Source organism: Dermacoccus sp. CCH2-D9, from assembly GCF_001556795.1.
GTDB classification, from domain to species: Bacteria; Actinomycetota; Actinomycetes; order Actinomycetales; family Dermatophilaceae; genus Dermacoccus; species Dermacoccus nishinomiyaensis.
The window spans coordinates 20258-42820 of the sequence record NZ_LSJT01000094.1; the positions used below are offsets into that span (position 1 = coordinate 20258).

Here is a 22563-nt window from a genome sequence, read left to right on the forward strand (position 1 = left end):
GCTAAGCACAGGCTGGGAGGATTGTCAGTGGTACTGCGCAGTAATGCAGGTGAATCATCCGGAAACGGGTTTCGTCCACACGACGAAGTTGTTGAGGTGGTGCTGGCCGACGAGCTTGGATTCGGCGTCGCACGTGATGAGCACGAGGCTGGGTGTGCTCGAGGAGCCCCACACGCTCCGGTCGGTGCGTAGGGCCTGCTTGTCGACCGACTTCTCCCGCACCACGACGAACTTCTTCGACGAACCATCGGCGAACCCGACGCTGAGCTGATCGCCGACCTTGACCTTCTCGAGGTTGGCGAACACGTCGGGGCCGTCATAGGTGACGTGCCCGGCGATGACCGAGATGCCGTTCTGGCCCGGGCTGACGGTGGCGTTGTACCACTGCGTCACGCCGGGGGGCGGCGAGATCTCGCCGTCGTCCGTGAGACCCATGCCCGTGAGCTTGCGGTCGAAATCAATCGACGGGATCGTCAGCTTCACCGGCACGCTGCCGCCGCCCTTCGACGCCTTCGCGGTCGGCGCGACGGACGTCGTGGGCACTGACGCCGTGTGGTCCGACGACGAGCCGCCCGAGCCACCCGATGAGCACGCCGTGGCGCCGAACAGCGCGGCGCCGGCTACCGTCAGAAATCCTCGACGATCCATGGGCGTCCCTTCGTCCGTCACATGCCCGCTCGCGCTCAGGCCTGTCCGAGCTGGGTCAGGATGATCGTACGGGCCTTGGCCGCGTCTGCCTGGCCCTTCATCTCCTTCATCACCTGGCCGATGAGTGCGCCCGCGGCCTGCACCTTGCCGTCACGCACCTTCTGCGCGACGTCCGGGTTGGCGTCGATGACCTTGGCGACTGCGGCCTCGAGCGCGCCGTCGTCCTGCACGAGTTCGAGGCCGCGGGCATCGGCCACCTGGGTCGGCTGGCCCTCGCCGGCGAGCACGCCCTCGAGCGTCTGACGGGCCATCGAGTCGTTGAGGCGCCCCGACGTCACGAGTCCGTCGAGCTCGGCGATCGTCGCCGGCGTCACGTTGCGCTCAGTGGCGAACTCGACGAACGGCTGGCCGGCCTTGTTGGCCAGGCGGGCGATCTCGCCCGTCCACCACTTGCGGGCACCGGCCGGCGTCGCGCCGGCAGCGATCGTCTCCTCGATCGTCTCGACGGCGCCGGCGTTGTAGACGTCGCGCATCTCGAGGTCCGAGAAACCCCACTCGCCCTGCAGACGCTTGCGGCGCTCCGCGGGCGGTTCGGGCAGCGTCGCGCGCAGCTCATCGACCCATTCGCGGCTCGGCGCGACGGGGACGAGGTCGGGCTCGGGGAAGTAGCGGTAGTCGTCGGCGTCCGATTTCGGGCGCCCGGACGTCGTGACGCCCGTGTCCTCATGCCAGTGGCGCGTCTCCTGCAGGATGGAGCCACCGTCGTCGAGGATGGCAGCCTGGCGGGTGATCTCGTAGCGCACCGCGCGCTCGACGGAACGCAGCGAGTTGACGTTCTTCGTCTCCGTCCGGGTGCCGAACGCGTCGGCGCCCTTGCGCATGAGCGAGACGTTGGCGTCGCAGCGCATCGATCCCTGCTCCATGCGGGCGTCGGAGACGTCGAGGGCGCGCATCAGCTCACGGATCGCGGCGACGTACGCCTTTGCGATCTCGGGCGCGCGCTCCCCCGCTCCGACGAGCGGCTTCGTCACGATCTCGATGAGCGGGATGCCCGCGCGGTTGTAGTCGAGCAGCGAGTGGTCGGCGCCCTGGATGCGACCGGTCGCACCACCGACGTGCAGCGACTTGCCCGTGTCCTCCTCCATGTGCGCGCGCTCGATCTCGACGCGCCACGGGGTGCCGTCCTCGAGCTCCACGTCGAGGTAGCCGTCGAACGCGATCGGCTCGTCGTACTGCGACGTCTGGAAGTTCTTCGGCATGTCCGGGTAGAAGTAGTTCTTCCGGGCGAAGCGGCACCACTCGGCGATCTCGCAGTTGAGCGCGAGACCGATGCGGATGGCCGACTCGACGCCCTTGGCGTTCACGACAGGCAGCGCGCCCGGCAGACCGAGGCAGACGGGGCACGTCTGCGTGTTGGGCTCGGCGCCGAACTCGGTGGCGCAGCCGCAGAACATCTTCGTGTTCGTGTTCAGCTCGACGTGCACCTCGAACCCCATGACGGGGTCGTACGTCGCGAGGGCCTCGTCGTAGTCGAGGACGGCGTCCATCAGTTGTTCTCCTTCAGTGCCGGAGCCTTCGCGAGCAGCGGCCCGCGCCAGGTCTTCTCGAGTGCCTTCTCCAGCGCGGCCCCGACCTCGTACATGCGCTCGTCCTTCGTCGCGGGTGCGAGGATCTGGAAGCCGACGGGAAGCCCGTCGTCCGACAGACCGGCGGGCAGCGACATGCCGGGCAGACCGGCGAGGTTGGCGGGGATCGTCGCGACGTCGTTGAGGTACATCGCCATCGGGTCCTCGAGCTTCTCGCCGAGCTTGAACGCCGTCGTCGGGCACGTCGGGCTGACGAGGACGTCGGCCGTCTCGAACGCCTTGGCGAAGTCGCGTGCGATGAGCGTGCGCACCTTCTGCGCCTGGCCGTAGTAGGCGTCGTAGTAACCGCTCGAGAGGGCATACGTACCGAGGATGATGCGTCGCTTCACCTCGCTGCCGAAGCCCGCGTCACGGCTGGCGGCCATGACCTGCTCGGCCGACGGAGCCTCGACGCCCTCGGGCGAGACGCGCAGGCCGTAGCGCATGGCGTCGAACTTCGCGAGGTTGGAGCTGACCTCCGACGGCATGACGAGGTAGTAGGCGGCGAGCGCCTGTTCGAAGCTCGGGCACGAGACGGTCACGACCTCGGCGCCGGCGTCGACGAGGGCCGTAACGGCCTCGTCGAAGCGCGCCTTGACACCGCTCTGGTAGCCCTCACCGTCGAGCTGCTCGATGATGCCGATCTTCATGCCGGAGACGTCGCCGCGCTTCGCCGCCTCGACGACGGGCGGGACGGGGGCGTCGATCGACGTCGAGTCCATCCCGTCGTGCCCGCCCATGACGTCGTGCAGCAGCGCGGCGTCGAGGACGGAACGGGTGCACGGGCCGGCCTGGTCGAGCGAGCTCGCCATGGCGATGAGGCCGTAACGGCTGATGCCGCCGTACGTCGGCTTCGTGCCGACGGTGCCGGTGACGGACGCGGGCTGACGGATCGAGCCGCCCGTGTCGGTGCCGACCGCAAGGGGCGCCTCGAAAGCCGCGACGGCGGCGGCCGAACCGCCACCGGAGCCGCCCGGGATGCGCTCGAGATCCCACGGGTTGTGCGTCGGACCGTAGGCGCTGTGCTCGGTCGAGGAACCCATCGCGAACTCGTCCATGTTCGTCTTGCCGAGGATCGGCATGCCGGCAGCGCGCAGCTTCGTGACGATCGTCGCGTCGTACGGCGGGATCCAGCCCTCGAGCATCTTCGAACCGGCCGTCGTCGGCTGGCCCTTCGTCGTCACGACGTCCTTTACGGCGACGGGGACACCGGCGAGGGGGTGCAGCGTCTTGCCGGCGGCGCGGTCGGCGTCGACCTGCGCGGCCGTGGCGAGCGCCTCCTCGGCGTTGACGTGGAGGAAGGCGTGGACGTCACCGTCGACCGCCGCGATGCGGTCGAGGTGGGCCTGCGTCAGCTCGACGGAGGTGAGGCTGCCGTCGGCGAGCTTGCTCGCCATCTCGGCGGCGCTGAGGCGGATGATGTCGGTCACGGTCGAACCCTTGCTCGTCTCGTCGGTCGTGTCAGCACTCATGGATCAGTCCTCGCTGAGGATGCGCGGCACCGCGAAGCGCTGCTGCTCGCTCGCCGGGGCCATCGCGAGCGCCTCCTCGGCGCTCAACGACGCTCGCACCTCGTCAGCACGCGTCACGTTCGTCAGGGGCAGCGGGTGCGACATCGGCGGGATGTCATCGGCCGCGACCTCGCTGACGCTGGCCACGAAGCCGACGATCGAGTCGAGCTGGCCGGCGAACGTCTCCAGTTCGTCGTCCGAGAGCTGGATGCGGGCCAGGCCGGCGACGTGCGCCACCTCATCGCGGGAGAGAGAAGACATGGGCGTCATCCTATGTGGTGTGTGGATCGGCGTGCTCGGGTGGGCACTCAGCCCACGAGCGCCTTCTTGACCAGGGCCGGGTCGGGGTTGGTGTGGGGACGGCCGTCGATGACGACGGTGGGCACGACCTCGTTGCCGTCATTGACCATCGCGACGAACTCGCGAGCCTCCTCGTCCTCCCAGATGTTGCGCCACGTCGCGCGCGTGCCGTCGGCGCCCAGCGCGCGCTCGAGGCGGGTGCAGAACGGGCAACCCGGCCGCCAGTAGATCGTCACGTCACTCATCGTCAGGTTCCTTCGTCGTGGTGTCGGCCGGTGCGGTTCCACCGTCCGTGGTTTCATCGTCCGTGGCGGCGGGCTCCGGATCGACCGGAGCGTGAGCTTCTTCGAGCGCGTCGTCGACGGCAAGCTCGGACACTTCGTCACCCGCTGCGCCTTCGTCGTCGCCCACTCCGTCACCGAGAGCGGCCGCGCCGCCCTCGAGCAGGCGCGTGAACTGGGCCTCGTCGAGGATGCGCAGACCCAGATCCTCGGCCTTCGTCGCCTTCGACCCCGCGTTCTCGCCGAGCACGACGTAGTCGGTCTTCTTGCTCACGCTGCCGGATGCCTTGCCGCCGCGCGCGATGATCGCCTCCTTGACGCCGTCACGCGTGAAGTTCTCGAGCGAACCGGTCGCGACGATCGTCAGACCGGCAAGGGTCTGCTCGATCGACTCGTCGCGTTCATCCTCCATGCGCACGCCGCTCGCGGCCCACCCGGCGACGATGTTCTCGTGCCAGTCGACGGCGAACCACTCCTTGATCGAATGGGCGATGACGGCGCCGACGCCGTCGGTCGCGGCGAGCGTCGCCTCGTCGGCGTCACGGATTGCGTCGATCGAACCGAACTGGGTCGCGAGCGCGCGCGCCGCCGTCGGGCCGACGTGTCGGATCGACAGGGCGACGATGACGCGCCACAACGGTTGCGTCTTGGCGACCTCGAGGTTGGCGAGCAGTTTCTCCCCCGTCGCCGAGACGATGCGACCGTCGCGCACCTTGGCCTCCGGGTCGCTCTTCTTCGCGACGCGCGTGTAGAGGGGCACCCGGGCGAGGTCGTCGTAGGTGAGGTCGAACAGGGTGGATTCGTCCGTCAGCACCCCCGATTCGAGCAGCGAGATGGCGCCCTCCCAGCCGAGGGCCTCGATGTCGAAGGCGCCACGGCTCGCGAGCGAGAACAGGCGTTCACGCAACTGGGAGGGACAGGTGCGGCCGTTCGGGCAGCGGATGTCCTTGTTGCCCTCACGTTCGTAGGCGAGCTCAGTGCCGCAGGCCGGGCAGTGCGTCGGCATGACGAACTCCCGCTCGTCGCCCGTGCGCGCCTCGACGACGGGCCCGACGATCTCTGGGATGACGTCGCCCGCCTTGCGCAGCACGACGGTGTCGCCGATCAGCACGCCCTTGCGCTTGACCTCGAACGCGTTGTGCAGCGTCGCCATCGACACCGTCGAACCGGCGACCTTGACGGGCTGCATCATGCCGAACGGGGTGACGCGGCCGGTGCGTCCGACGTTGACCTCGATGTCGAGCAGCTTCGTGTTGACCTCTTCGGGCGGGTACTTGTAGGCGATGGCCCAGCGGGGCGCGCGTGACGTCGCGCCGAGGGCGCGCTGCACCGCGATCTCGTCGACCTTGACGACGACGCCGTCGATCTCGTGCGTGACGGAGTGCCGGTGCTCCCCGTAGTGGGCGACGAACTTCTGCACCTCGTCCATCGTGTCGAGGACCTTGGCGTAGGGCGACGTCGGCAGCCCCCAGTCGGCGAGCAGTTCATAGGCCTCGCTCTGGCGGGTGATGTCGAACCCGGTGCGCGCACCGATGCCGTGGACCAGCATCCGCAGCGGCCGCTTGGCCGTCTTCGCCGGGTCCTTCTGTCGCAGCGAGCCCGCCGCCGCGTTGCGCGGGTTGGCGAACGGCGACTTGCCTTCTTCGACGAGTGAGGCGTTGAGCGCCTCGAACTCCTTGACCGGGAAGAACACCTCACCGCGGATCTCGGCGAGCTGAGGTAGGTCGTCGCCGTGCAGTTCGAGCGGGATGCCCTGGATCGTGCGGACGTTGAGCGTGACGTCCTCGCCCGTGCGCCCGTCGCCGCGCGTCACGCCGCGCACGAGCTTGCCGTTCTCGTAGAGCAGGTTGATGGCGAGCCCGTCGATCTTCAGCTCGCACAGGTAGTGGAAGCTCGTGTTGGCCTCGCGCACGACGCGGTCGCCCCATTCCGCGAGTTCCTCCGGGCTGAACGCGTTGTCGAGGCTCAGCATGCGCTCGACGTGGTCGACGGCCGTGAACTCCGTCGAGTACGTGCCCCCCACTCGCTGCGTCGGCGACTCCGGCGAACGCAGCTCGGGGTAGCTCTCCTCGACGCCCTGCAGTTCGCGCAACAACTCGTCGTACTCGCCATCGCTGATCGTGGGCGCATCCTTCACGTAGTACGCGAACTGGTGGCCGTCGATCTGCTCGGTCAGTTCCGCAGCGCGGTGGCGCACCGCGTCGGGTACGTCGGTGCGCAGCGTGTCCGCCTTCGCCTGGCGGCCCTTCCTGGGCGTCGTCTCGCTCACGTGCTCCATCCTGCACCACCGGCACGACAACCCCGGAATTCCGCGGCTGAGGCCACGCGAGGCCGGTGTGCTGCTTGCGTCAGGTTCGACGCTCTCGTCGGCAGGACGAGCTATGGCACCAGATGCGTCGACGACGTCAGCCGACGCTTTCTCGCAGCATCCTGGCCGCTTCGATCGCGAGGCGCTGAATGCGAAGGGCGTCCTTGGGCGGCAGCGTCGCCAGACCACACGCGGGGGTGACGACGAGGCGGTCGAACTCCGCAGCCCCGAATCCGATGCGGTTCCACATCGCGAGGAACCGTTCGACGTGGGCGCGCGGGTGACGCTCGGTCGACGTGGTTGGCACGAGCCCGGCCCACAGCGTCATCCCGCCGTCGATCGCCTCACCCAGGGCGTCGAACTGGGGCTCGGCGACGAGCGACGTGTCGAGCGCGACACCGTCGAGGCCCGCGCGACGCAGGAGCGCGATCGGCGCGTCGGGCGCGCAGCAGTGCGCCGTCACGCTCGCCCCGCTCGCCCGCACAGCGTCAACGACGTCGCGCAGAACGTCACCGGCGCGTCCCTCGTCGACGGGGTGCAGCCGGCGCATGCCGGAGAGCGAGCGAATCGAGCCGGCGAGCACGGCGGGCAGGCTCGGTTCGTCGAGCTGGACGACGACGTCGGCGCCGGGCACGAGACGTCGCAGGTGCTCGACGTGGCCGACGACGCCCGCGGCCAGCGACTGTGCCAGATCTCGCGACGCCCCGGCGTCGCTGACGACGCGTTCCCCGCGGGGCAACCACAGCGACGCGGCCAGCGTCCACGGGCCGCACACCTGCGTCTTGAGCGGTCCGACATAGCCGTCGTAGGCCTCGGCGACCTCGTCGAGATCCTGTTGCAAGAGCCCTTGAGCGCGGCGCAGGTCGCGCCCGCGAGCCGAGCCCGGGGGCGTGAGGCGCCAGCCACTGGGCTGCAGGTCGACCGGCATCTCGACGAGCAGGTCGCCAGCTCGGCCGATCATGTCGGCGCCCGGCCCACGCGTGGGTTGCTCCGGCACGTACGGGATGCCGAAGCCGTCGGGAACATCCCCGACGAGCAGGTCGCGCACCTGCCGCACGGCATCGCGCGACCCGACGTCGGGCAGCGAACCGACGCCGCTCGTGCGAGGCCCGAGAAGATCCGCCACGGCCTACTCACTCGCCCCGACGCTCGGGGAACCGTCAGACCTTGTCGTCGAATCGCCCACCGTAACAACAGAACTCGACTGACGCGGCGCACGTGACGTCGCGGTGATCGTCGCCGACCCGACGACGCGCGTACCCTCGTACAGCACGACCGACTGCCCCGGCGCCACGCCGCGTGTGCGCGCGTCGAGCCGCACGACGACGCGGTCACCGTCAGCGGTCACGGTCGCAGGAAACTCCTCGCCGTGCGCCCGAAGTTGCGCGCCGAGCCGCACCTCACCGACGGGCGGCGGGCCGGGCCAGCGGGCGTGCGAGCCCTCGATGACGTCGACGCCGAGCAGATCGGCCGTTCCGACGACGACGGTGTTCGTTTTCGGCTGGACGTCGACGACGTACCGCTTCGCGTGGTCGTCGCGCGGCACCTTGAGTCCGAGCCCGCGACGCTGACCGACGGTGTACGCGTACGCGCCCTCGTGCCGGCCGACGACCTCACCGTCGGTGTCGACGATGTCGCCGGGCTTCTCACCGAGCCGCTTCGTCAGCCACGCCTTGGTGTCGCCGTCGGCGATGAAGCAGATGTCGTGGCTGTCGGGCTTGTTCGCCACGTAGAAGCCCTTGTGCGCGGCCTCCTCACGAATCTGCGGCTTCGTCGTGTCGCCGAGCGGGAAGAACGAGTGCGCGAGCTGCTCGGCGTCGAGGACCCCGAGGACGTACGACTGGTCCTTCGCCATGTCGACGGCCCGATGCAGCTCCTTGCCGTTCGGGCCCTCGACGATCTGCGCGTAGTGACCGGTCGCGACAGCGTCGAAACCGAGCGTGAGCGCCTTGTCGAGCAGCGCCGCGAACTTGATCTTCTCGTTGCAGCGCAGACAAGGGTTGGGGGTACGTCCGGCTTCGTACTCGGCGACGAAATCCTCGACGACATCGGCCTTGAACCGCTCGGCCATGTCCCACACGTAGAACGGGATGCCGAGGCGATCAGCGACGCGGCGGGCGTCACCGGCGTCCTCGATCGTGCAGCAGCCGCGAGCGCTCTCGCGCAGCGTGGCAGCGGACAGGGACAACGCGAGGTGGACCCCGACGACGTCGTGGCCCGCCTCGAGCATGCGCGAGGCGGCCACGGCGGAATCGACTCCACCGCTCATCGCGGCGACGACGCGCATCACGACACCTTCCTGGTAGCTTCCTGGGCTCTGCGGGCGCGTTCGGCGACGGCCGGCAGCGCCTCCAGGAAGGCGTCAACGTCGGCCTGCGTCGAGGTATGCCCGAGGGTGAGGCGCAATGCGCCGCGCGCTCGTTCCTCGGGGATGCCCATGGCGAGCAGGACGTGGCTGGGACGCGGCACGCCGGCCTGGCACGCCGAGCCCGTCGAGCACTCGACGCCCGCGGCGTCGAGCAGGTAGAGCATCGAGTCGCCGTCACAACCGGGAACACGCAGGTGGGCGTTGCCGGGGAGCCGTGACGTGCCGTCGCCGCGCGTCCAGGCGCCGCTGATCTCGATACCGAGGTCGAGCGCGAGGGCGCCGTCGATGAGGGCGTCACGCAGGCCGACGAGACGCGCGGCCTCATCTTCGCGTGCGGCACAGGCGAGTTCGACGGCGACGGCCAAGCCCCGGATGCCGGCGACGTCGAGCGTTCCGCTGCGCACCTGACGCTCCTGGCCGCCGCCGTGGGTCAGCGGGTCGAGCTTCGCGTCGCGGGCGAGCAGCAGCGCTCCGACGCCTTGCGGCCCGCCGAGCTTGTGGCCGGTGAGCGCGAGCATCGTCGTGTTCGATGCGGCGAAGTCGACGTCGACGTGGCCGATCGCCTGCACCGCGTCGGTGTGGAACGGGATCGCGAACTCCGCGCAGATGGCACCGATCTCGGCGATGGGCTGCACGGTGCCGACCTCGTTGTTCGCCCACATGACGCTGACGAGCGCGACGGTCCGCGGCCCACCGTCAGCCTCGATCGCGGCACGGACGGCTGCTGCCGTGATGACACCGTCGCTCGTGGGTTCGACCCAGGTGACGGCCGCACCCTCGTGCGCGACGAGCGCCTCGACGGCGTCGAGGACGGCGTGGTGCTCGATGCCACTGACGACGAGCCGGCGCCGCGCGTCATCGATGCGGCGCGTCGCGCGGTAGGTGCCCTTGATGGCCATGTTGTCGCTCTCGGTGCCGCCGGAGGTGAAGATGACCTCCGACGGACGCGCCCCCAGAGCCGCTGCGATCCGCTCGCGCGACTCCTCGACGACGCCGCGCGCATTGCGGCCACTCGTATGCAGGCTGGACGCATTGCCCACGATTGCCATCTGTTTCGCCATCGCGTCGATCACCTCGGGGTGGATCGGCGAGGTGGCAGCATGGTCGAGATACACGCGATTCGGCACCCGCCAAGCTTAGTCCCGCCCGCCGACAGCGCCATGTCGCGCCCGATGAGCCTGGTGAACGCCTGGCGCGCAGGCCCGGTGTGGTCCCTGGAAATTCGGATGCATGCGGCGGACCTCACGGGTCACACTGACGGCGATGACCACCTCACCTGAATCCTCAGTCGGCCTCCACGACGCCATCACGACCGCTGCCCTGCGCGACGTCCACCCCCGATTGCGCGACTGGTACGACGAACCGACGCTGGCCACGAACATGCGGGCCCACCTCGCCGAAGGTGCCGAGTGGGTCGGAGACGAGGAGTTCGGCGCCGCCTACCGCGACGGCGTCGCCGTCATCGACGTGCCCGATGCCGTCGACTGGGCCAATCGCCTCCTCACCCTGCCCTGCGGTGGCTGGGCCGTCACCGGGATCCGGTTTCGAGGTCGCGACCTCACCAAGCCGTTCGTGGAGATCGCGGCGCACGACGTCGGCGACGCGTCGTCGGGCGATCACTGGCACGCCATGGCCGACGAGATCGCGCGGGCCTACGCCCCGTTCGCGCCCGGGAGGCTCCAGGTCTTCACGTCGTCGCCGGACTCGGCGCGCGTTTCCCTTGAAGCCTTCGGGTTTCAGACAGAGGTGGACACCTACCTCGTGGCCGGTCTCATTCGCGAGTTGCGAGAGCGTCCTCGGAGCACGAGGTTCGACGACGTGACCCTCGCGCCCATCTCGGCATCGGGCGCGTGGCGGCTCGCGGAGCGGGTCCACGACGATCTGGCGGAACAGAACCCCGAGACGCGTCTGTGGTCCACGCCCCAGACCCCGGAGGAATTCGACGAACACGCCGCGGCGGGAACGCTCTTCGGCATCCACCTCGCCGGCCGACTCGTCGGGATCATCGCCGCCTTTCGCTGGAACGCCCATGGCATGACGGGATTCACCGTCGCCGAGAACGTCATCGACGCGCCGCACCGCGGCCAAAAGCTCGCCCCCGCTGCGATGCAGCACCTCTTCGAGATGCTGCCGGCCGCCGACGGCGACGTCTTGTGGGGCACGATCCACCCCGACAACCAACCCTCGCTGCGCAATGCCCTCGGCGTCGGTCGGGAGATCGTCGGCGCTCACCTGTGGGTCACGCCCGCAGGCTGGCCCGGGTGGTGACGCCGCGCCGTCATCACTCCGCGCTCTCGGCACCGGGTCCCGGGATGGCGCGCACCTCCGCCGAGAACGCCCCCACGGCGGCCGCGAGCAGTAGCAGGACGGCCACGCCCCAGGCGAGCGCCGCGAAACCGGCCGAGCCGAGCACGAGACCGGCCAAGGCCTGTGCGCCCGCGCTGAACACGAGGGAGGCGAGGCCTGCCGCCGTCAGCACGCGTCCACGCAGTTCGTCGGGGATGAGACCGAGCAGGTAGGGCTGCCCCGCCACCGCGACGGTGGGTACGGGCACGAAGAGCAGGAGGGTGAGGCCCACCATCCACGCAAAGCTGTGCGCGACGGCGAGGACGGCGACGAGCACCGCCATCGTGAGCATCGCGGCCGTGATGAGCGCACGAGCCGACCACCGGCCGATGACCCGCTGGGCGAGCATTCCGCCGAGCACGAGGCCAATTCCTGCGACGCCGTCCACCACACCCACACGCCAGGCGCCCTGCCCCGTTGCCTGCAGGTGCAGGTTGAGCCCGATGGCGAGTGAGATGACCGCGCAGTTCCCGATGAGCCCGAGTAGCAGGAGCGTCTGGGCCGCGCGCGAACGACGCAGCCACCCGAACCCTGCGAACAGCGCGGCATGCAGAGGCTCGGTGGGCCGCTCGCGGTCGAGTGTGCCGAGGCGGCGCGGCAAGCGCGTCGTGAATGCCCACTCCATTGCCGAGAGCACCACGTTGGACATGAACGGCACTACCGGCGCGATGCCGTAGAGCACACCACCGAGGGGCGGGCCGAGGGTGGCGATCACCGCGTCCCTCGTCTGCATGCGCGCGACGGCCTCTCCTAATTCATCCTCCTCGACGAGGTCAGGCAGAACGGTGTGGCGCACCGAGCCCAGTGCCCCACTGCACGCGCCTTGGATGACGGCCAGCGCTGCGAGCAGCCCGAGACTCAGCACGTCGGTGACGATGAAGGCAGCGAGCACGCCGTAGAGGAGCACCTCTACCCCGGCGTCGAGGAGGAGCAGGCTGCGACGGTCAAGGCGATCCGAGATCAGCCCGCCCGGTAGCACGGTGACGATCTGAGTGGCGGTGCGCAATGCACCCACCAGCGCCGCGGCCCTGACGTCGTGCGTCACGGAGTAGGCGAGGAGCGTCCAGCCAAGCATCGCCAAAGACGTGCCCAGCTGCGACACGGTCTCGCCCGCGAACCACAGGGAAAAAGCAGACCGACCTTTGGTAATCGTCATAGAACAGCTTCCCCGAGGACACTTTTGCAGACATCGATCGACAGTCTTCTCAGCGACAGGTCGAGGGCGCCAAGCCCATGCTCAGCCCCCCATACTCCGCGAGCCGTTTGCGCAGGGGAGGACGTTTCCAAATCCAAGCGGCGGCCCAGCTGCGCGCGGTTGGCGGCGAGCCACGCCTGCGCGCTCGACGCATCGAGAGTTCTCAGCAAACCCGCCAAGCCGGCGTGCCACCCGAGACTGTGACTGTAAACGGGTCGAGAAAGACGATTTCGGAACATATCCAGACCGTGACTTACGCGGCGCCCGCGCGAGGCAGACCCCGGCAAGGCGAGTCAACGCTCGACGCCCCCGGTGGTCGCACGTGTCGACGATCAGGCGCCTCGCGTTCTGGAAGGTGCAGCGACGACCAGCGAGTACTCCTTCCGCGACGAAGGTGGATCATGTCCCAACAGCGATCAGCAACCCACCGGATGATGCCGCACCGGCGGCCCAGGACGGACCAAGCGGCTCGCGGGCAACGGTTGGCATGACGAAGGCGCCCGGCCTCCCTGTTGGGAAGCCGGGCGCCTTCGACGCGCGAGAGGTGCGTCAGGTCAGTTCTTGGCCTTCGCGACGGCCTCGGTGGCCTGCGGCAGCACGTTGAACAGGTCGCCGACGACGCCGAAGTCGACGAGCTCGAAGATCGGCGCCTCCTCGTCCTTGTTGACGGCGACGATCGTCTTGGACGTCTGCATACCGGCGCGGTGCTGGATGGCACCGGAGATGCCGGCGGCGACGTACAGCTGCGGCGAGACCTGCTTGCCCGTCTGGCCGACCTGGTTGGTGTGCGGGTACCAGCCGGCGTCGACGGCGGCGCGCGAGGCACCGACAGCCGCACCGAGCGAGTCGGCGAACGCCTCGACGGGCGAGAAGTCACCGTTCGTGCCGCGACCACCGGAGACGACGATGCGCGCCTCGCTGAGCTCGGGACGACCCGACTTCTGCTTCTCCTTGCGGTCGGTGATCTGGGCGCTCTTCGCCGCGTCCGAGACGGACACGGTGACGGCGACCGGAGCAGCCTGCGACTGCGACGCCTGCGGCGTCGCCGAGTTCGGCTTCACCGTGATGATCGACATCGGCGTCGTGGCCTGTGCCTTGAGCGTCCAGGAACCGGCGAACACGGACTGCGTCGTCACCGGCGCACCACCGTCGCCGGCCTCGACGTTGACGGCGTCCGTCGTCAGACCCGAGTTGGTCTTGACGGCGAGGCGCGCCGCGGCCTCGTTGTTCGTGCCCGACGAGGGCAACAGGACGGCAGCCGGCGAGGCCTGCTCGACGACGGCGGCGAGCGCCTCGGCGAGCGGGGCCGGGTGACCGTCGACCTCGGCGGAGTCGATGACGTAGACCTTCTCGGCGCCGAACTGCGCGAGACGCGGGCGGGCGGCGTCGACGTTCGAACCGACGAAGACGGCGGACGGCGTGCCGAGGCGGCGCGCAAGCGTCAGCAGCTCAGCGGTGACCTTGCGGACCTGGCCATCGACGTGGTCGACCAGGACGAGAACTTCAGCCATGGTGTGTTTCTCCTCAGTCAGAAAATGTCGGTGGCGATCAGATGAGCTTGGCGCCGGAGAGGAACTCGACGAGCTTCGTGCCGCCGTCGCCCTCGTCGGTGACGATCTCGCCCTGCTCGCGCGGGGGGCGCTTCGTCGTGTCGAGCACCTTGGTGGCCGCGGCGTCGAGACCGACCTGGCCGGCGTCGACACCGAGGTCGGCGAGGCTCATCTCCTCGACCGGCTTCTTCTTGGCCGCCATGATGCCCTTGAAGGACGGGTAGCGCGGCTCGTTGATCTGGTCGGTCACCGACACGACGGCCGGCAGCGACGCGACGACCGTCTCGGAGGCGACGTCGGAGTCACGACGACCCGTCGCCTGGGCGCCGGAGACTTCGAGGGTCGAGACCTGCGTGAGCTGCGGCAGGCCGAGGCGCTCGGCGACCATAGCCGGAATGACACTCATGCCGCCGTCGGTCGAGGCGAGACCGAACATCACGATGTCGGGCTGGCCGACCTTCTTGACGGCCTCGGCGATGACGAGCGACGTCGCGAGGGCGTCGGAACCGGCGATGGCGTCGTCGCTGATGTGGATGCCCTTGTCGGCCCCCATCTGCAGCGCCTTCTTGACCGCTTCGGCTGCGTCGGCGGGGCCGACGGTCAGCGCCGTCACCTCGCCGCCTTCGGACTCGACGATCTTGAGTGCTTCTTCGACCGCATACTCGTCGAGCTCCGACAGGAGGCCGTCGACGTTCTCGCGGTCGGTGGTGTTGTCCTCGGAGAAGCCGCGCTCGCCCTGGGCGTCGGGCACGTGCTTGACACAGACGACGATGTTCATGCGTCTACCGTCCTTTTTCGTAGGAGCTTGTCCGTCCGAGACTACGTTACCCGTCGGTAACGTCGGCGTCGAGCCCTCGCACGGATCGTGAATGTGAGGAAGTGGATCAGCCGTGCGTCAGCTTGACGACGAGCAGACCGATCAACGTCAGCGCGACGATGATCCAGGGCAGCAGACGGTTGACGAGAGTCGAGGCGGCACCCGTCTCCCCCTGCGTGAAGTCGGCCTTGCGGCCGAGGAGCGTGTCGACGATCGCGGCCGCGATCGCGATGACGAGGCCGACGACGAACCAGATCGTGGGGTTCGCGCCCCACACCTTGTCGACGTCGCGCACCATGCCGGTCCAGCCCAGCAGGGCGAAGAACATGCCGACGAGCCCGGCCAGGGCCAGCACGATGGCGCGCGTGCGCGCCTGGCCCGCCTCGCGGGCGGTCAAGGGCGATGACACGGGGTAGTCCTTTCCGTAGGCGACGGGATCTCCGAAGATCTCGCGCGCCGTCTTGTTCTGGCGGATGCAGGCGTCGTCGACGTCGCCGAGGGCGTCGTCACGCTGCGCGGGGGTCGCGCCCCGATCGGCGAGAGCCGCGAGGAACGCCTCCTGCCAATCGGGTTCGACCTTCCACTGCTTGATCATGCTCAGCGGCCCTCGAACTGCGCCTTGCCCGGCCCCTGCTCGACGAACGAACGCATGCCGATCTCGCGGTCCTTCGTGGCGAACAGGCCGGTGAACAGCTGCGACTCGATGGCGAGCCCCGTCGCGAGGTCGCCGTCGAGGCCACGGTTGATGGCCTCCTTCGCGGCGCGCAGGGCGACACGCGGGCCGTTGACGAACGGCTTGACCTTCGCGAGCGCCGCCTCGTACGTCGTGCCGGGCTCGACGAGTTCGTCGACGAGACCGATCTCCAGCGCCTCGTCAGCCTTGACGAAGCGACCGGAGAAGACGATGTCCTTCGCCTTCGACGGCCCGACGAGACGAGCGAGCCGCTGCGTGCCGCCCGCACCCGGGATGACGCCGAGCAGAATCTCGGGCTGGCCGAGCGTCGCGTCGTTCGCGGCGATGCGGAAGTCCGCCGTCATGGCGAGTTCGCAGCCGCCGCCGAGGGCGTACCCCTCGATGGCGGCGACCGTCGGGAACGGCAGCTCGGCGAGCGCGCGGAACGCGTTCTGCAGCTTCGTGCCACGTTCGACCATGTCGACGTAGTCGAGCTGCTGCATCTCCTTGATGTCGGCGCCAGCCGCGAACACCTTGTCTCCACCGGTGATGATGGCGGCGCGCACGTCGGCGTCGTCGAGCAGGTCGGCCGCGACACGCGCGAGCGAATCCTGGATCTCCGCGTCGAGCGGGTTCATCTTGGGTCGATCGATGCGGATGGTGGCGACACCGTCCGTCACATCCAGCTTGACCCACTGGCCGTAGGCGACCTGCTCAGCCATGGCTCAGGCCTGCCCGCCGGCGGGCGCGTCACCCTCGCCGGGCTGCGCGAACGCGGGGACGCCGCCCTCGGCCGCGTGCGGGCCGTCGGAGCTGGCGCTCTGGTGCCACAACTGCGTCGCCTGCAGGATCATCTGCGTCGTCGACGGCAGCACCATCTCGAGGTCGAGATCCGGCGTCACGAGGTGCTCACCGGAGACGACGACCATGTCGCGCGCGATGCCGACCTTGACGATGTTGAGGCTGAGGGTGACGTCGTTGGCCGCGTTGAGGCGCTTGGTCAGGTCGGACGTGATGTCGTCCGTGATCTGCCACTGACCGAACAGGCGAATCAGAGCGATCTCACCCTCCATGACGCGCACGAAGAGGTTCTGGTCCTCGACGGAGTACATGATGTCGCCGTCGGAGTCGATCTGCGGGTTGAAACCGAAACCGCCGAGGATGCCGACGATCTTGTCCGTGAGGGAGGCCGCGCCGGAGGTGTCGCCGGCGCCCGTGCCGGGCGCCGGAGCGGGCTGGCCGAAGTTGGGCAGAGCTGTGGGATCAGTCATGTGGCCAACCTACCGACTCTTATCCTGGTTCGCATGGCCGACCCGCAACGAGTCTTCGTCCGCACCCCTCGTCCGGGCGTCACGCTCGAGCGGGACGGCGCGATCTTCTGCGTCGTCGCGGCCCACGCGAGCGCAGTCGAACTGTGCCTGTTCGGCACGCAGGATGCCCCGGCGGGCGAGTCGCGCGTTTCGATGATGCGCCTCGACGGCGGCCATTGGGCGGCGTTCGTTCCGGCGGCCGGCCCCGGGACGACGTACGGGTACCGCGCGCACGGAGCGTGGGCGCCCGCGGCGGGCCTGCGTCACAACCCCGCGAAGCTGCTGCTCGACCCGTATGCGGGCGCCGTCAGCGCCGAGATGACGTGGCGGCCCGAAGTGTTTGGGCACGTCGTCGACGACGCGTTCGCGGGCGACGCCCGGGTGCGGGATGACCGCGATTCCGCGCCGTTCGTGCCGCGCGGCGTCGTCGTGAGCCACGATTTCGACTGGGGCGGCGACGCCCGCCCCCAGGTGCGTGACGCCGACCGCGTCATCTACGAGGCGCACGTCAAGGGTCTGACGGTGCAGCATCCCGACGTCCCCGAAGAACTGCGCGGCACCTACGCGGGGCTCGCGCACGCGTCGATGACGACGTACCTGCGCGATCTCGGCGTGACGAGCGTCGAACTGCTGCCGGTGCATGCGTTCGTCGACGAACCGCACCTGGTGAAGCTCGGGCTCAGCAACTACTGGGGTTACAACACGCTCGGTTTCTTCGCGCCGCACGCGGCGTATGCCCATGCCAGTGATGCGCAGGGGGTCGTCGACGAGGTCAAGTCGATGGTGAGGTCGCTGCACGCGGCGGGGCTCGAGGTCATCCTCGACGTCGTCTACAACCACACGTGCGAGCAGGGCGGCCACGAGGGCGCGATGTTGTCACTGCGCGGGCTCGACAATGCGACCGCCTACCGTCTCGGCGAGCACGGCGAGGACATCGACGTGACCGGCTGCGGCAACACCCTCGACGTGCGCGAACCCGCCGTCATGCGGCTCGTGCTCGATTCCCTGCGGCACTGGGTGAGCGAGTATCACGTCGACGGTTTTCGCTTCGACCTCGCCGTCGCACTCGGGCGGGCCCCCGGTGATGACTTCGACCCCCGGGCGGCGCTGCTCATGGCGATGCAGGCAGACCCGGTGCTGTCGCAGGTGACGCTGATCGCCGAGCCGTGGGACATCGGCCTCCACGGGTGGCGAACAGGGCAGTTTCCCGCCGGCTTCGCCGAGTGGAACGACCGGTTCCGCAACACGGTGCGTGACTTCTGGCTCGCCGACCTTGCGGCGGCATCACGAGGCGACGGTGGCGGCGGGCAGCACCCCGGCGGCGGGGTGGCGGATCTCGCGACGCGTTTGACCGGGTCGCAGGACCTGGTCGGCGGCCCGCTGCGCCGGCCGCAGGCGTCGATCAACTACGTCACGGCGCACGACGGTTTCACGCTCGCCGACCTGACGGCCTATGAGACGAAGCACAACGAGGCCAACGGGGAAGACAACCGCGACGGCACGAGTGACAACCGGTCGTGGAATCACGGTGTCGAGGGTTGGCCGGGTGACGCGGTCGACGAGTCGGGTGGTGAGCCGACGTCAGACGCCGCCGGGAGCGGCTCGGGTGGTGCGGGCGATGTGGCAGCGGATCTCGCAGCCCGACGACTGCGCTCGATGCGCAACATGCTCGGCACGTTGCTGCTGTCGGCCGGCGTGCCGATGCTGACCGCAGGCGACGAGTTCGCTCGAACGCAGCATGGCAACAACAACGCCTATTGCCAGGATTCGCCGATCGGCTGGGTCGACTGGAATCACTCCCCCGCCCAGCGTGATCTGCTCGCGACGACGCGGCACCTGCTCGCTCTGCGGCGCCGCTTCGGCGTGCTGCGCCATCCCGATTTCTATCCCGGTTCCCGCGCCGTGGCGGGTGAGCCTGACGTGCGCTGGTTCTCCGCGGCCGGGGTCGGGCTGAGTGACGCCGAGTGGACGTCCCCCTCGACGCGGACGCTGCAGGCCTTGTTCGACGCCAGCAGCACTGACGACGAGTCGGTGCTGCTCGTCCTGCACGGGGCGCTCGACGCTGCATCGGTGACGTTGCCGCCGTCACCGCACGGGGGCGGCTGGAGCGTCGTGTGGGATTCGGCGCAGCCGGCGCCGCTGTCAGGGGGCCGGTTCGTCGCGAGCGGTGACACGTGCGCCGTCGACGGCCCGTCGATGCTCGTGCTCACGCCGTCGCGCGGCTGAGCTCCCGGAAAGGGTCGAGGAGAAACGCGCTCCAAGAAGCGCGAATCTCCACAACCCCTACCTGTCGTCACGACGACGCCAGCCACAGCCGCTGCACGACGCAACGAGCAACAAGTGATTCGGCTGCGGGCGCTCGTCCGTCACGGAACGCGACCGCGGACGCAGCGTGACCGGGATGGCGCAGGTTCAGCGGGTGGCGTTGCGGCGCAGCCACCACAGGCCGACGATCGGCAGGATGAGCGGGACGAAGCCGTAGCCCTGGCCGAAGTGCGACCACACCGTCTTGTCGTGGAAGGCGCTGGGCTGCAGGACACTCCACAATCCGACGATGAGAACTCCGGCGAGTTCGAAGGTGATCGTCGTCCGTGCGAGGCGCACGGACGCGTGGTTGCCGCGCGCGAGCGCCACCGTCGCGACGATGTAGATGATGGCGGCAAGCGCCGACAGCAGGTACGGCACGGGCGCCTTGTCGAACGACTGCGCGATCTGCATGATCGAGCGCCCCGTCGCGGCGAGCGCGAACAACCCGTAGACGGCGACGAGCATGCGCCCCGGCCCGGTGTTGACGCGCCCGCGCGAACCCGACTCGTCGTACGTCGGCGGCGTCGACTCCGCCGCGCCGGGGGTGACGGGCGACGCGCCGTCAGGAAGTGCGTTCGTGGTCTTGCGAGGGGCTTCAGGCATCAGGCGTGTCCGTTCCACAGTTGCACGAGGCGGCCGATCATGACGGCGAGGCCGACGGCGCCGACGAGGAGCACCGCTGTACCCCAGCGCGATTCGCGTTCGGCGATGGCCCAGAACCCGGCGACGGGCAGCACGAAGATCAGACCGACGAGATAGGCGATGAAGACGCCGACGTTCATGTGCGGATCCGCCGAACCCGACGTCGCGATGCCGACGATCAACTGGATGACGAGAAGCACCTCGATGGCGATCGTCAGGTAGAACATCGGGTTGTCGATCGGGCGTGCGCGGACGGTGGCGACGAGGGCCAGCAGGGCGAGGACGCACGTCGTCACGAGCAGTGCGACGGTCAGCGGCAGAAACACCCGAACATCGTAGTCCCGCCGATGAGTACCAGCCCTACGACGCAGTCGCCGTCACCTCGCCGCGCGTGTCACTGTCCACGAAATCGCCGCCGGGAGGCGGTTGTCGGTGGCATTGGGTAGCGTGACGGACGTGACAGTTTCTCAGCCAGGTGAGATGCCCCCGTTCCCCGACTCAGAGCCCCTGACGTCAGATCTCACTGCCACGTCGGCCAGTGACGACGACCTGGGCGCACCCGCCGCGTCCACCCCGGCGAGTTCCTCGCCCGAGACCGGCCGCTACACGCCCGACACCGAGGAGAAGCGTCCCGAACCGGACGCGCACGCACCCACCGTCGCGCGCGCGGATGACGCACCGCGCGGCATCGGCCGCATCCCCGTCACCGACGTCATGCCGATCGTCGACTGCGGCAACCTGCCGACGAAGTCGGTCGTCGACGAGCCGTTCACGGTGCGCGCGACCGTGTTCCGCGAGGGCCACGACGCCGTCAACGCCTCCCTCGTCATGACGTCGCCGCACGGCGTCGAGCGCATCGTCACGATGGCGTGCGTGAACCCGGGGCTCGACCTGTGGACGGGCGAGGCCGAAGCCGACCACGAGGGCGTCTGGCACTTCCGTGTCGAGGGCTGGAGCGACCCGTACGGGACGTGGGATCACGACGCGACGATCAAGGTCGCCGCGGGGGTCGACGTCGAGGTCATGTTCGAAGAGGGCGCCCGTGTGCTCGAGCGCGCGTGTGCGACCAACACCTACGACGATGCTGACGAGCGTGTCCTGCGCGACGCCGTCACGACCCTGCGCGACACCTCGCGCAGCGACGACGAGCGTCTCGCGGCCGGCACGTCCGCCGAGGTCAAGGACGTGCTCGAGCGGCTGCCGCTGCGCGACTTCGTCTCCCCCAGCCGCGACTACCCCTGGCTCGTCGAGCGCAAGCTGGCGCTGACGGGCGCGTGGTACGAGTTCTTCCCCCGCTCCGAGGGCGCTCACTTCGACGAGGAGACGCAGAAGTGGGTCTCGGGCACGCTGCGCACCGCCGCCGAGCGTCTGCCCGCCGTCGCCGACATGGGTTTCGACGTCGTCTACCTCACCCCGATCCACCCGATCGGCGAGGTCAACCGCAAGGGCCCGAACAACACGTTGACGGCTGGCCCGGAGGATCCTGGTTCGCCGTACGCCATCGGGTCGAAGGACGGCGGTCACGACGCCATCGAGCCGTCGCTCGGTGACTTCGACGACCTCGACGCGTTCGTCGCCCGCGCGAACGAACTGGGCCTCGAGGTGGCGCTCGACATCGCGCTGCAGTGCGCGCCCGACCACCCCTGGGTCACCTCGCACCCGGAGTGGTTCACCACGCGCAGCGACGGCACGATCGCCTACGCGGAGAACCCCCCGAAGAAGTACCAGGACATCTATCCGCTCAACTTCGACAACGACCCGGCCGGCATCTACGCCGAGGTGCGTCGCGTCATCCAGGTGTGGATCGACCACGGCATCACGATCTTCCGCGTCGACAACCCGCACACGAAGCCCGTCGAGTTCTGGCAGTGGCTGATCGCCGACGTCGCGAAGGACCACCCCGAGGTGATCTGGCTCGCGGAGGCCTTCACGAAGCCCGCGATGATGCACAACCTCGGCCGCATCGGCTTCCAGCAGAGCTACACGTACTACGCCTGGCGCCACCAGCCGTGGGAGATCCGCGAGTACCTCGACGAACTCATCGGCGACACGGCGAGTTACATGCGTCCGAGCTTCTGGCCGACGACGCACGACATCCTCACGCCGTACATGCAGTACGGCGGCCCGGCGGCCTGGAAGCTGCGCGCGGCGCTGGCTGCCACGCTCGTGCCGACCTACGGCATCTACGCCGGGTACGAGCTCATGGAGTCGGTGGCGCGCCCCGGCGCCCAGGAGCAGAACGACAACGAGAAGTACCAGTTCAAGGACCGTCGCTGGGCCGACTACGCCCCCGGCGGGCCCAAGGAGGGCCAGTCGATCGACTGGTACCTGCGCCGGCTCAACGAGATCCGTCGCGCCCACCCGGCGCTCGAGCACCTGCGCAACCTGCGCTGGCACGGCGTCGACGACGAGAACTTCATCGTCTTCTCCAAGAGCCGCGACATCGGTGACGGCGCCAACGGCGGCCAGGACACGGTCATCGTCATTGCCAACACAGACCCGCACGCGACGCGCGAGACCTGGGTGCACCTCGACATGGGCGCGCTCGGACTACGCGGGGACGAAGGGTTCGTCGCGCACGACCTGCTGAGCGACGCCACCTGGCACTGGGGCGAGCACAACTTCGTCCGGCTCGGGCCGGACGCCGAAAACGTCCACATCATCCACGTGAGGAAGTTCTGA

Annotated in this window: 20 protein-coding genes; 3 read left to right on the top strand and 17 right to left on the bottom strand. The window is 69.1% G+C overall.

Annotation, left to right across the window (positions count from 1 at the left end; genetic code table 11):
• Positions 1-54: 54 nt before the first annotated feature.
• The 9 genes from AX669_RS08010 to AX669_RS08050 all read right to left on the bottom strand — a co-directional run bounded on the left by AX669_RS08010 (position 55) and on the right by AX669_RS08050 (position 10102).
• A complete protein-coding gene (locus AX669_RS08010) occupies positions 55-648 on the bottom strand; it encodes a class F sortase (protein WP_062257705.1) in 594 nt (197 codons plus the stop codon).
• Between the two features lie 35 nt (positions 649-683).
• Entirely contained in the window at positions 684-2195 is a 1512-nt protein-coding gene (gene gatB / locus AX669_RS08015) for an Asp-tRNA(Asn)/Glu-tRNA(Gln) amidotransferase subunit GatB (RefSeq protein WP_062257708.1), read from the bottom strand.
• A complete protein-coding gene (gatA, locus tag AX669_RS08020) occupies positions 2195-3745 on the bottom strand; it encodes an Asp-tRNA(Asn)/Glu-tRNA(Gln) amidotransferase subunit GatA (RefSeq protein ID WP_062257710.1) in 1551 nt (516 codons plus the stop codon). The genes gatB and gatA overlap by 1 nt, the downstream gene beginning before the upstream one ends.
• Positions 3746-3748: 3 nt before the next feature.
• Positions 3749-4045, bottom strand: coding sequence for an Asp-tRNA(Asn)/Glu-tRNA(Gln) amidotransferase subunit GatC (gatC, locus tag AX669_RS08025; RefSeq protein WP_006946031.1), 297 nt, complete (start codon positions 4043-4045; stop codon positions 3749-3751).
• Positions 4046-4092: 47 nt separating this feature from the next.
• Positions 4093-4329 carry a glutaredoxin domain-containing protein gene (locus tag AX669_RS08030; protein WP_006945997.1) on the bottom strand — a complete coding sequence of 79 codons (237 nt, stop codon included), beginning with the start codon at positions 4327-4329 and terminating at the stop codon, positions 4093-4095.
• Positions 4322-6634, bottom strand: a complete 2313-nt coding sequence (gene ligA / locus AX669_RS08035; RefSeq protein WP_062257756.1) for an NAD-dependent DNA ligase LigA — start codon at positions 6632-6634, stop codon at positions 4322-4324. Before ligA ends, AX669_RS08030 begins: the two co-directional genes overlap by 8 nt.
• A 136-nt stretch (positions 6635-6770) precedes the next feature.
• Complete coding sequence (locus tag AX669_RS08040) at positions 6771-7799, bottom strand: methionine synthase (protein ID WP_062257712.1); 1029 nt, start codon at positions 7797-7799, stop codon at positions 6771-6773.
• 3 nt (positions 7800-7802) lie between these two features.
• Entirely contained in the window at positions 7803-8960 is a 1158-nt protein-coding gene (mnmA, locus tag AX669_RS08045) for a tRNA 2-thiouridine(34) synthase MnmA (RefSeq protein WP_062257714.1), read from the bottom strand.
• A complete protein-coding gene (locus tag AX669_RS08050) occupies positions 8960-10102 on the bottom strand; it encodes a cysteine desulfurase family protein (RefSeq protein WP_231729506.1) in 1143 nt (380 codons plus the stop codon). The genes mnmA and AX669_RS08050 overlap by 1 nt, the downstream gene beginning before the upstream one ends.
• 406 nt (positions 10103-10508) lie before the next feature.
• Between AX669_RS08050 and AX669_RS08055 the strand changes: the two genes are divergently transcribed.
• Positions 10509-11309, top strand: a complete 801-nt coding sequence (locus AX669_RS08055) for a GNAT family N-acetyltransferase (protein ID WP_156444960.1) — start codon at positions 10509-10511, stop codon at positions 11307-11309.
• A 13-nt stretch (positions 11310-11322) separates the two neighbouring features.
• On the opposite strand, the gene AX669_RS08060 is transcribed toward AX669_RS08055, so the two are convergent.
• The 6 genes from AX669_RS08060 to AX669_RS08085 form a co-directional block, all read right to left on the bottom strand.
• Positions 11323-12543 carry an MFS transporter gene (locus AX669_RS08060; RefSeq protein WP_038567438.1) on the bottom strand — a complete coding sequence of 407 codons (1221 nt, stop codon included), beginning with the start codon at positions 12541-12543 and terminating at the stop codon, positions 11323-11325.
• A gap of 593 nt (positions 12544-13136) precedes the next feature.
• Positions 13137-14093 carry an electron transfer flavoprotein subunit alpha/FixB family protein gene (locus tag AX669_RS08065; protein WP_062257723.1) on the bottom strand — a complete coding sequence of 319 codons (957 nt, stop codon included), beginning with the start codon at positions 14091-14093 and terminating at the stop codon, positions 13137-13139.
• A 37-nt stretch (positions 14094-14130) separates the two neighbouring features.
• Positions 14131-14910: an electron transfer flavoprotein subunit beta/FixA family protein gene (locus AX669_RS08070; RefSeq protein WP_062257725.1), complete on the bottom strand. Its 780-nt coding sequence runs from the start codon at positions 14908-14910 to the stop codon at positions 14131-14133.
• Between the two features lie 106 nt (positions 14911-15016).
• Complete coding sequence (locus tag AX669_RS08075; RefSeq protein WP_062257727.1) at positions 15017-15544, bottom strand: hypothetical protein; 528 nt, start codon at positions 15542-15544, stop codon at positions 15017-15019.
• Positions 15545-15546: 2 nt separating this feature from the next.
• On the bottom strand, positions 15547-16344 hold the full coding sequence (locus AX669_RS08080; RefSeq protein ID WP_006946011.1) for an enoyl-CoA hydratase/isomerase family protein: 798 nt from the start codon (positions 16342-16344) through the stop codon (positions 15547-15549).
• 3 nt (positions 16345-16347) lie between these two features.
• On the bottom strand, positions 16348-16893 hold the full coding sequence (locus AX669_RS08085) for a hypothetical protein (RefSeq protein ID WP_006945928.1): 546 nt from the start codon (positions 16891-16893) through the stop codon (positions 16348-16350).
• A 33-nt stretch (positions 16894-16926) separates the two neighbouring features.
• Between AX669_RS08085 and glgX the strand changes: the two genes are divergently transcribed.
• Complete coding sequence (gene glgX / locus AX669_RS08090; RefSeq protein ID WP_062257729.1) at positions 16927-19158, top strand: glycogen debranching protein GlgX; 2232 nt, start codon at positions 16927-16929, stop codon at positions 19156-19158.
• A 186-nt stretch (positions 19159-19344) separates the two neighbouring features.
• Here the strand turns inward: glgX and AX669_RS08095 are convergent, their stop codons facing one another.
• Both AX669_RS08095 and AX669_RS08100 read right to left on the bottom strand, forming a co-directional pair.
• Positions 19345-19842 carry a hypothetical protein gene (locus tag AX669_RS08095; RefSeq protein ID WP_062257731.1) on the bottom strand — a complete coding sequence of 166 codons (498 nt, stop codon included), beginning with the start codon at positions 19840-19842 and terminating at the stop codon, positions 19345-19347.
• On the bottom strand, positions 19842-20207 hold the full coding sequence (locus AX669_RS08100) for a hypothetical protein (RefSeq protein WP_062257733.1): 366 nt from the start codon (positions 20205-20207) through the stop codon (positions 19842-19844). The genes AX669_RS08095 and AX669_RS08100 overlap by 1 nt, the downstream gene beginning before the upstream one ends.
• A 154-nt stretch (positions 20208-20361) precedes the next feature.
• Between AX669_RS08100 and AX669_RS08105 the strand changes: the two genes are divergently transcribed.
• A complete protein-coding gene (locus tag AX669_RS08105) occupies positions 20362-22563 on the top strand; it encodes an alpha-1,4-glucan--maltose-1-phosphate maltosyltransferase (RefSeq protein ID WP_255356536.1) in 2202 nt (733 codons plus the stop codon).

Excerpts from the sequence above, each read along its gene's own strand:
- AX669_RS08030 (WP_006945997.1), bottom strand. The coding sequence starts at position 4,329 with ATGAGTGACGTGACGATCTACTGGCGGCCGGGTTGCCCGTTCTGCACC.
- AX669_RS08105 (WP_255356536.1), top strand. The coding sequence starts at position 20,362 with ATGCCCCCGTTCCCCGACTCAGAGCCCCTGACGTCAGATCTCACTGCC.
- AX669_RS08050 (WP_231729506.1), bottom strand. The coding sequence starts at position 10,102 with ATGGCGAAACAGATGGCAATCGTGGGCAATGCGTCCAGCCTGCATACG.
- gatA (WP_062257710.1), bottom strand. The coding sequence starts at position 3,745 with ATGAGTGCTGACACGACCGACGAGACGAGCAAGGGTTCGACCGTGACC.
- glgX (WP_062257729.1), top strand. The coding sequence starts at position 16,927 with ATGGCCGACCCGCAACGAGTCTTCGTCCGCACCCCTCGTCCGGGCGTC.
- AX669_RS08095 (WP_062257731.1), bottom strand. The coding sequence starts at position 19,842 with ATGCCTGAAGCCCCTCGCAAGACCACGAACGCACTTCCTGACGGCGCG.
- AX669_RS08080 (WP_006946011.1), bottom strand. The coding sequence starts at position 16,344 with ATGGCTGAGCAGGTCGCCTACGGCCAGTGGGTCAAGCTGGATGTGACG.
- AX669_RS08085 (WP_006945928.1), bottom strand. The coding sequence starts at position 16,893 with ATGACTGATCCCACAGCTCTGCCCAACTTCGGCCAGCCCGCTCCGGCG.
- AX669_RS08070 (WP_062257725.1), bottom strand. The coding sequence starts at position 14,910 with ATGAACATCGTCGTCTGTGTCAAGCACGTGCCCGACGCCCAGGGCGAG.
- gatB (WP_062257708.1), bottom strand. The coding sequence starts at position 2,195 with ATGGACGCCGTCCTCGACTACGACGAGGCCCTCGCGACGTACGACCCC.
- AX669_RS08060 (WP_038567438.1), bottom strand. The coding sequence starts at position 12,543 with ATGACGATTACCAAAGGTCGGTCTGCTTTTTCCCTGTGGTTCGCGGGC.
- gatC (WP_006946031.1), bottom strand. The coding sequence starts at position 4,045 with ATGTCTTCTCTCTCCCGCGATGAGGTGGCGCACGTCGCCGGCCTGGCC.
- mnmA (WP_062257714.1), bottom strand. The coding sequence starts at position 8,960 with ATGCGCGTCGTCGCCGCGATGAGCGGTGGAGTCGATTCCGCCGTGGCC.
- AX669_RS08075 (WP_062257727.1), bottom strand. The coding sequence starts at position 15,544 with ATGATCAAGCAGTGGAAGGTCGAACCCGATTGGCAGGAGGCGTTCCTC.
- AX669_RS08010 (WP_062257705.1), bottom strand. The coding sequence starts at position 648 with ATGGATCGTCGAGGATTTCTGACGGTAGCCGGCGCCGCGCTGTTCGGC.
- AX669_RS08065 (WP_062257723.1), bottom strand. The coding sequence starts at position 14,093 with ATGGCTGAAGTTCTCGTCCTGGTCGACCACGTCGATGGCCAGGTCCGC.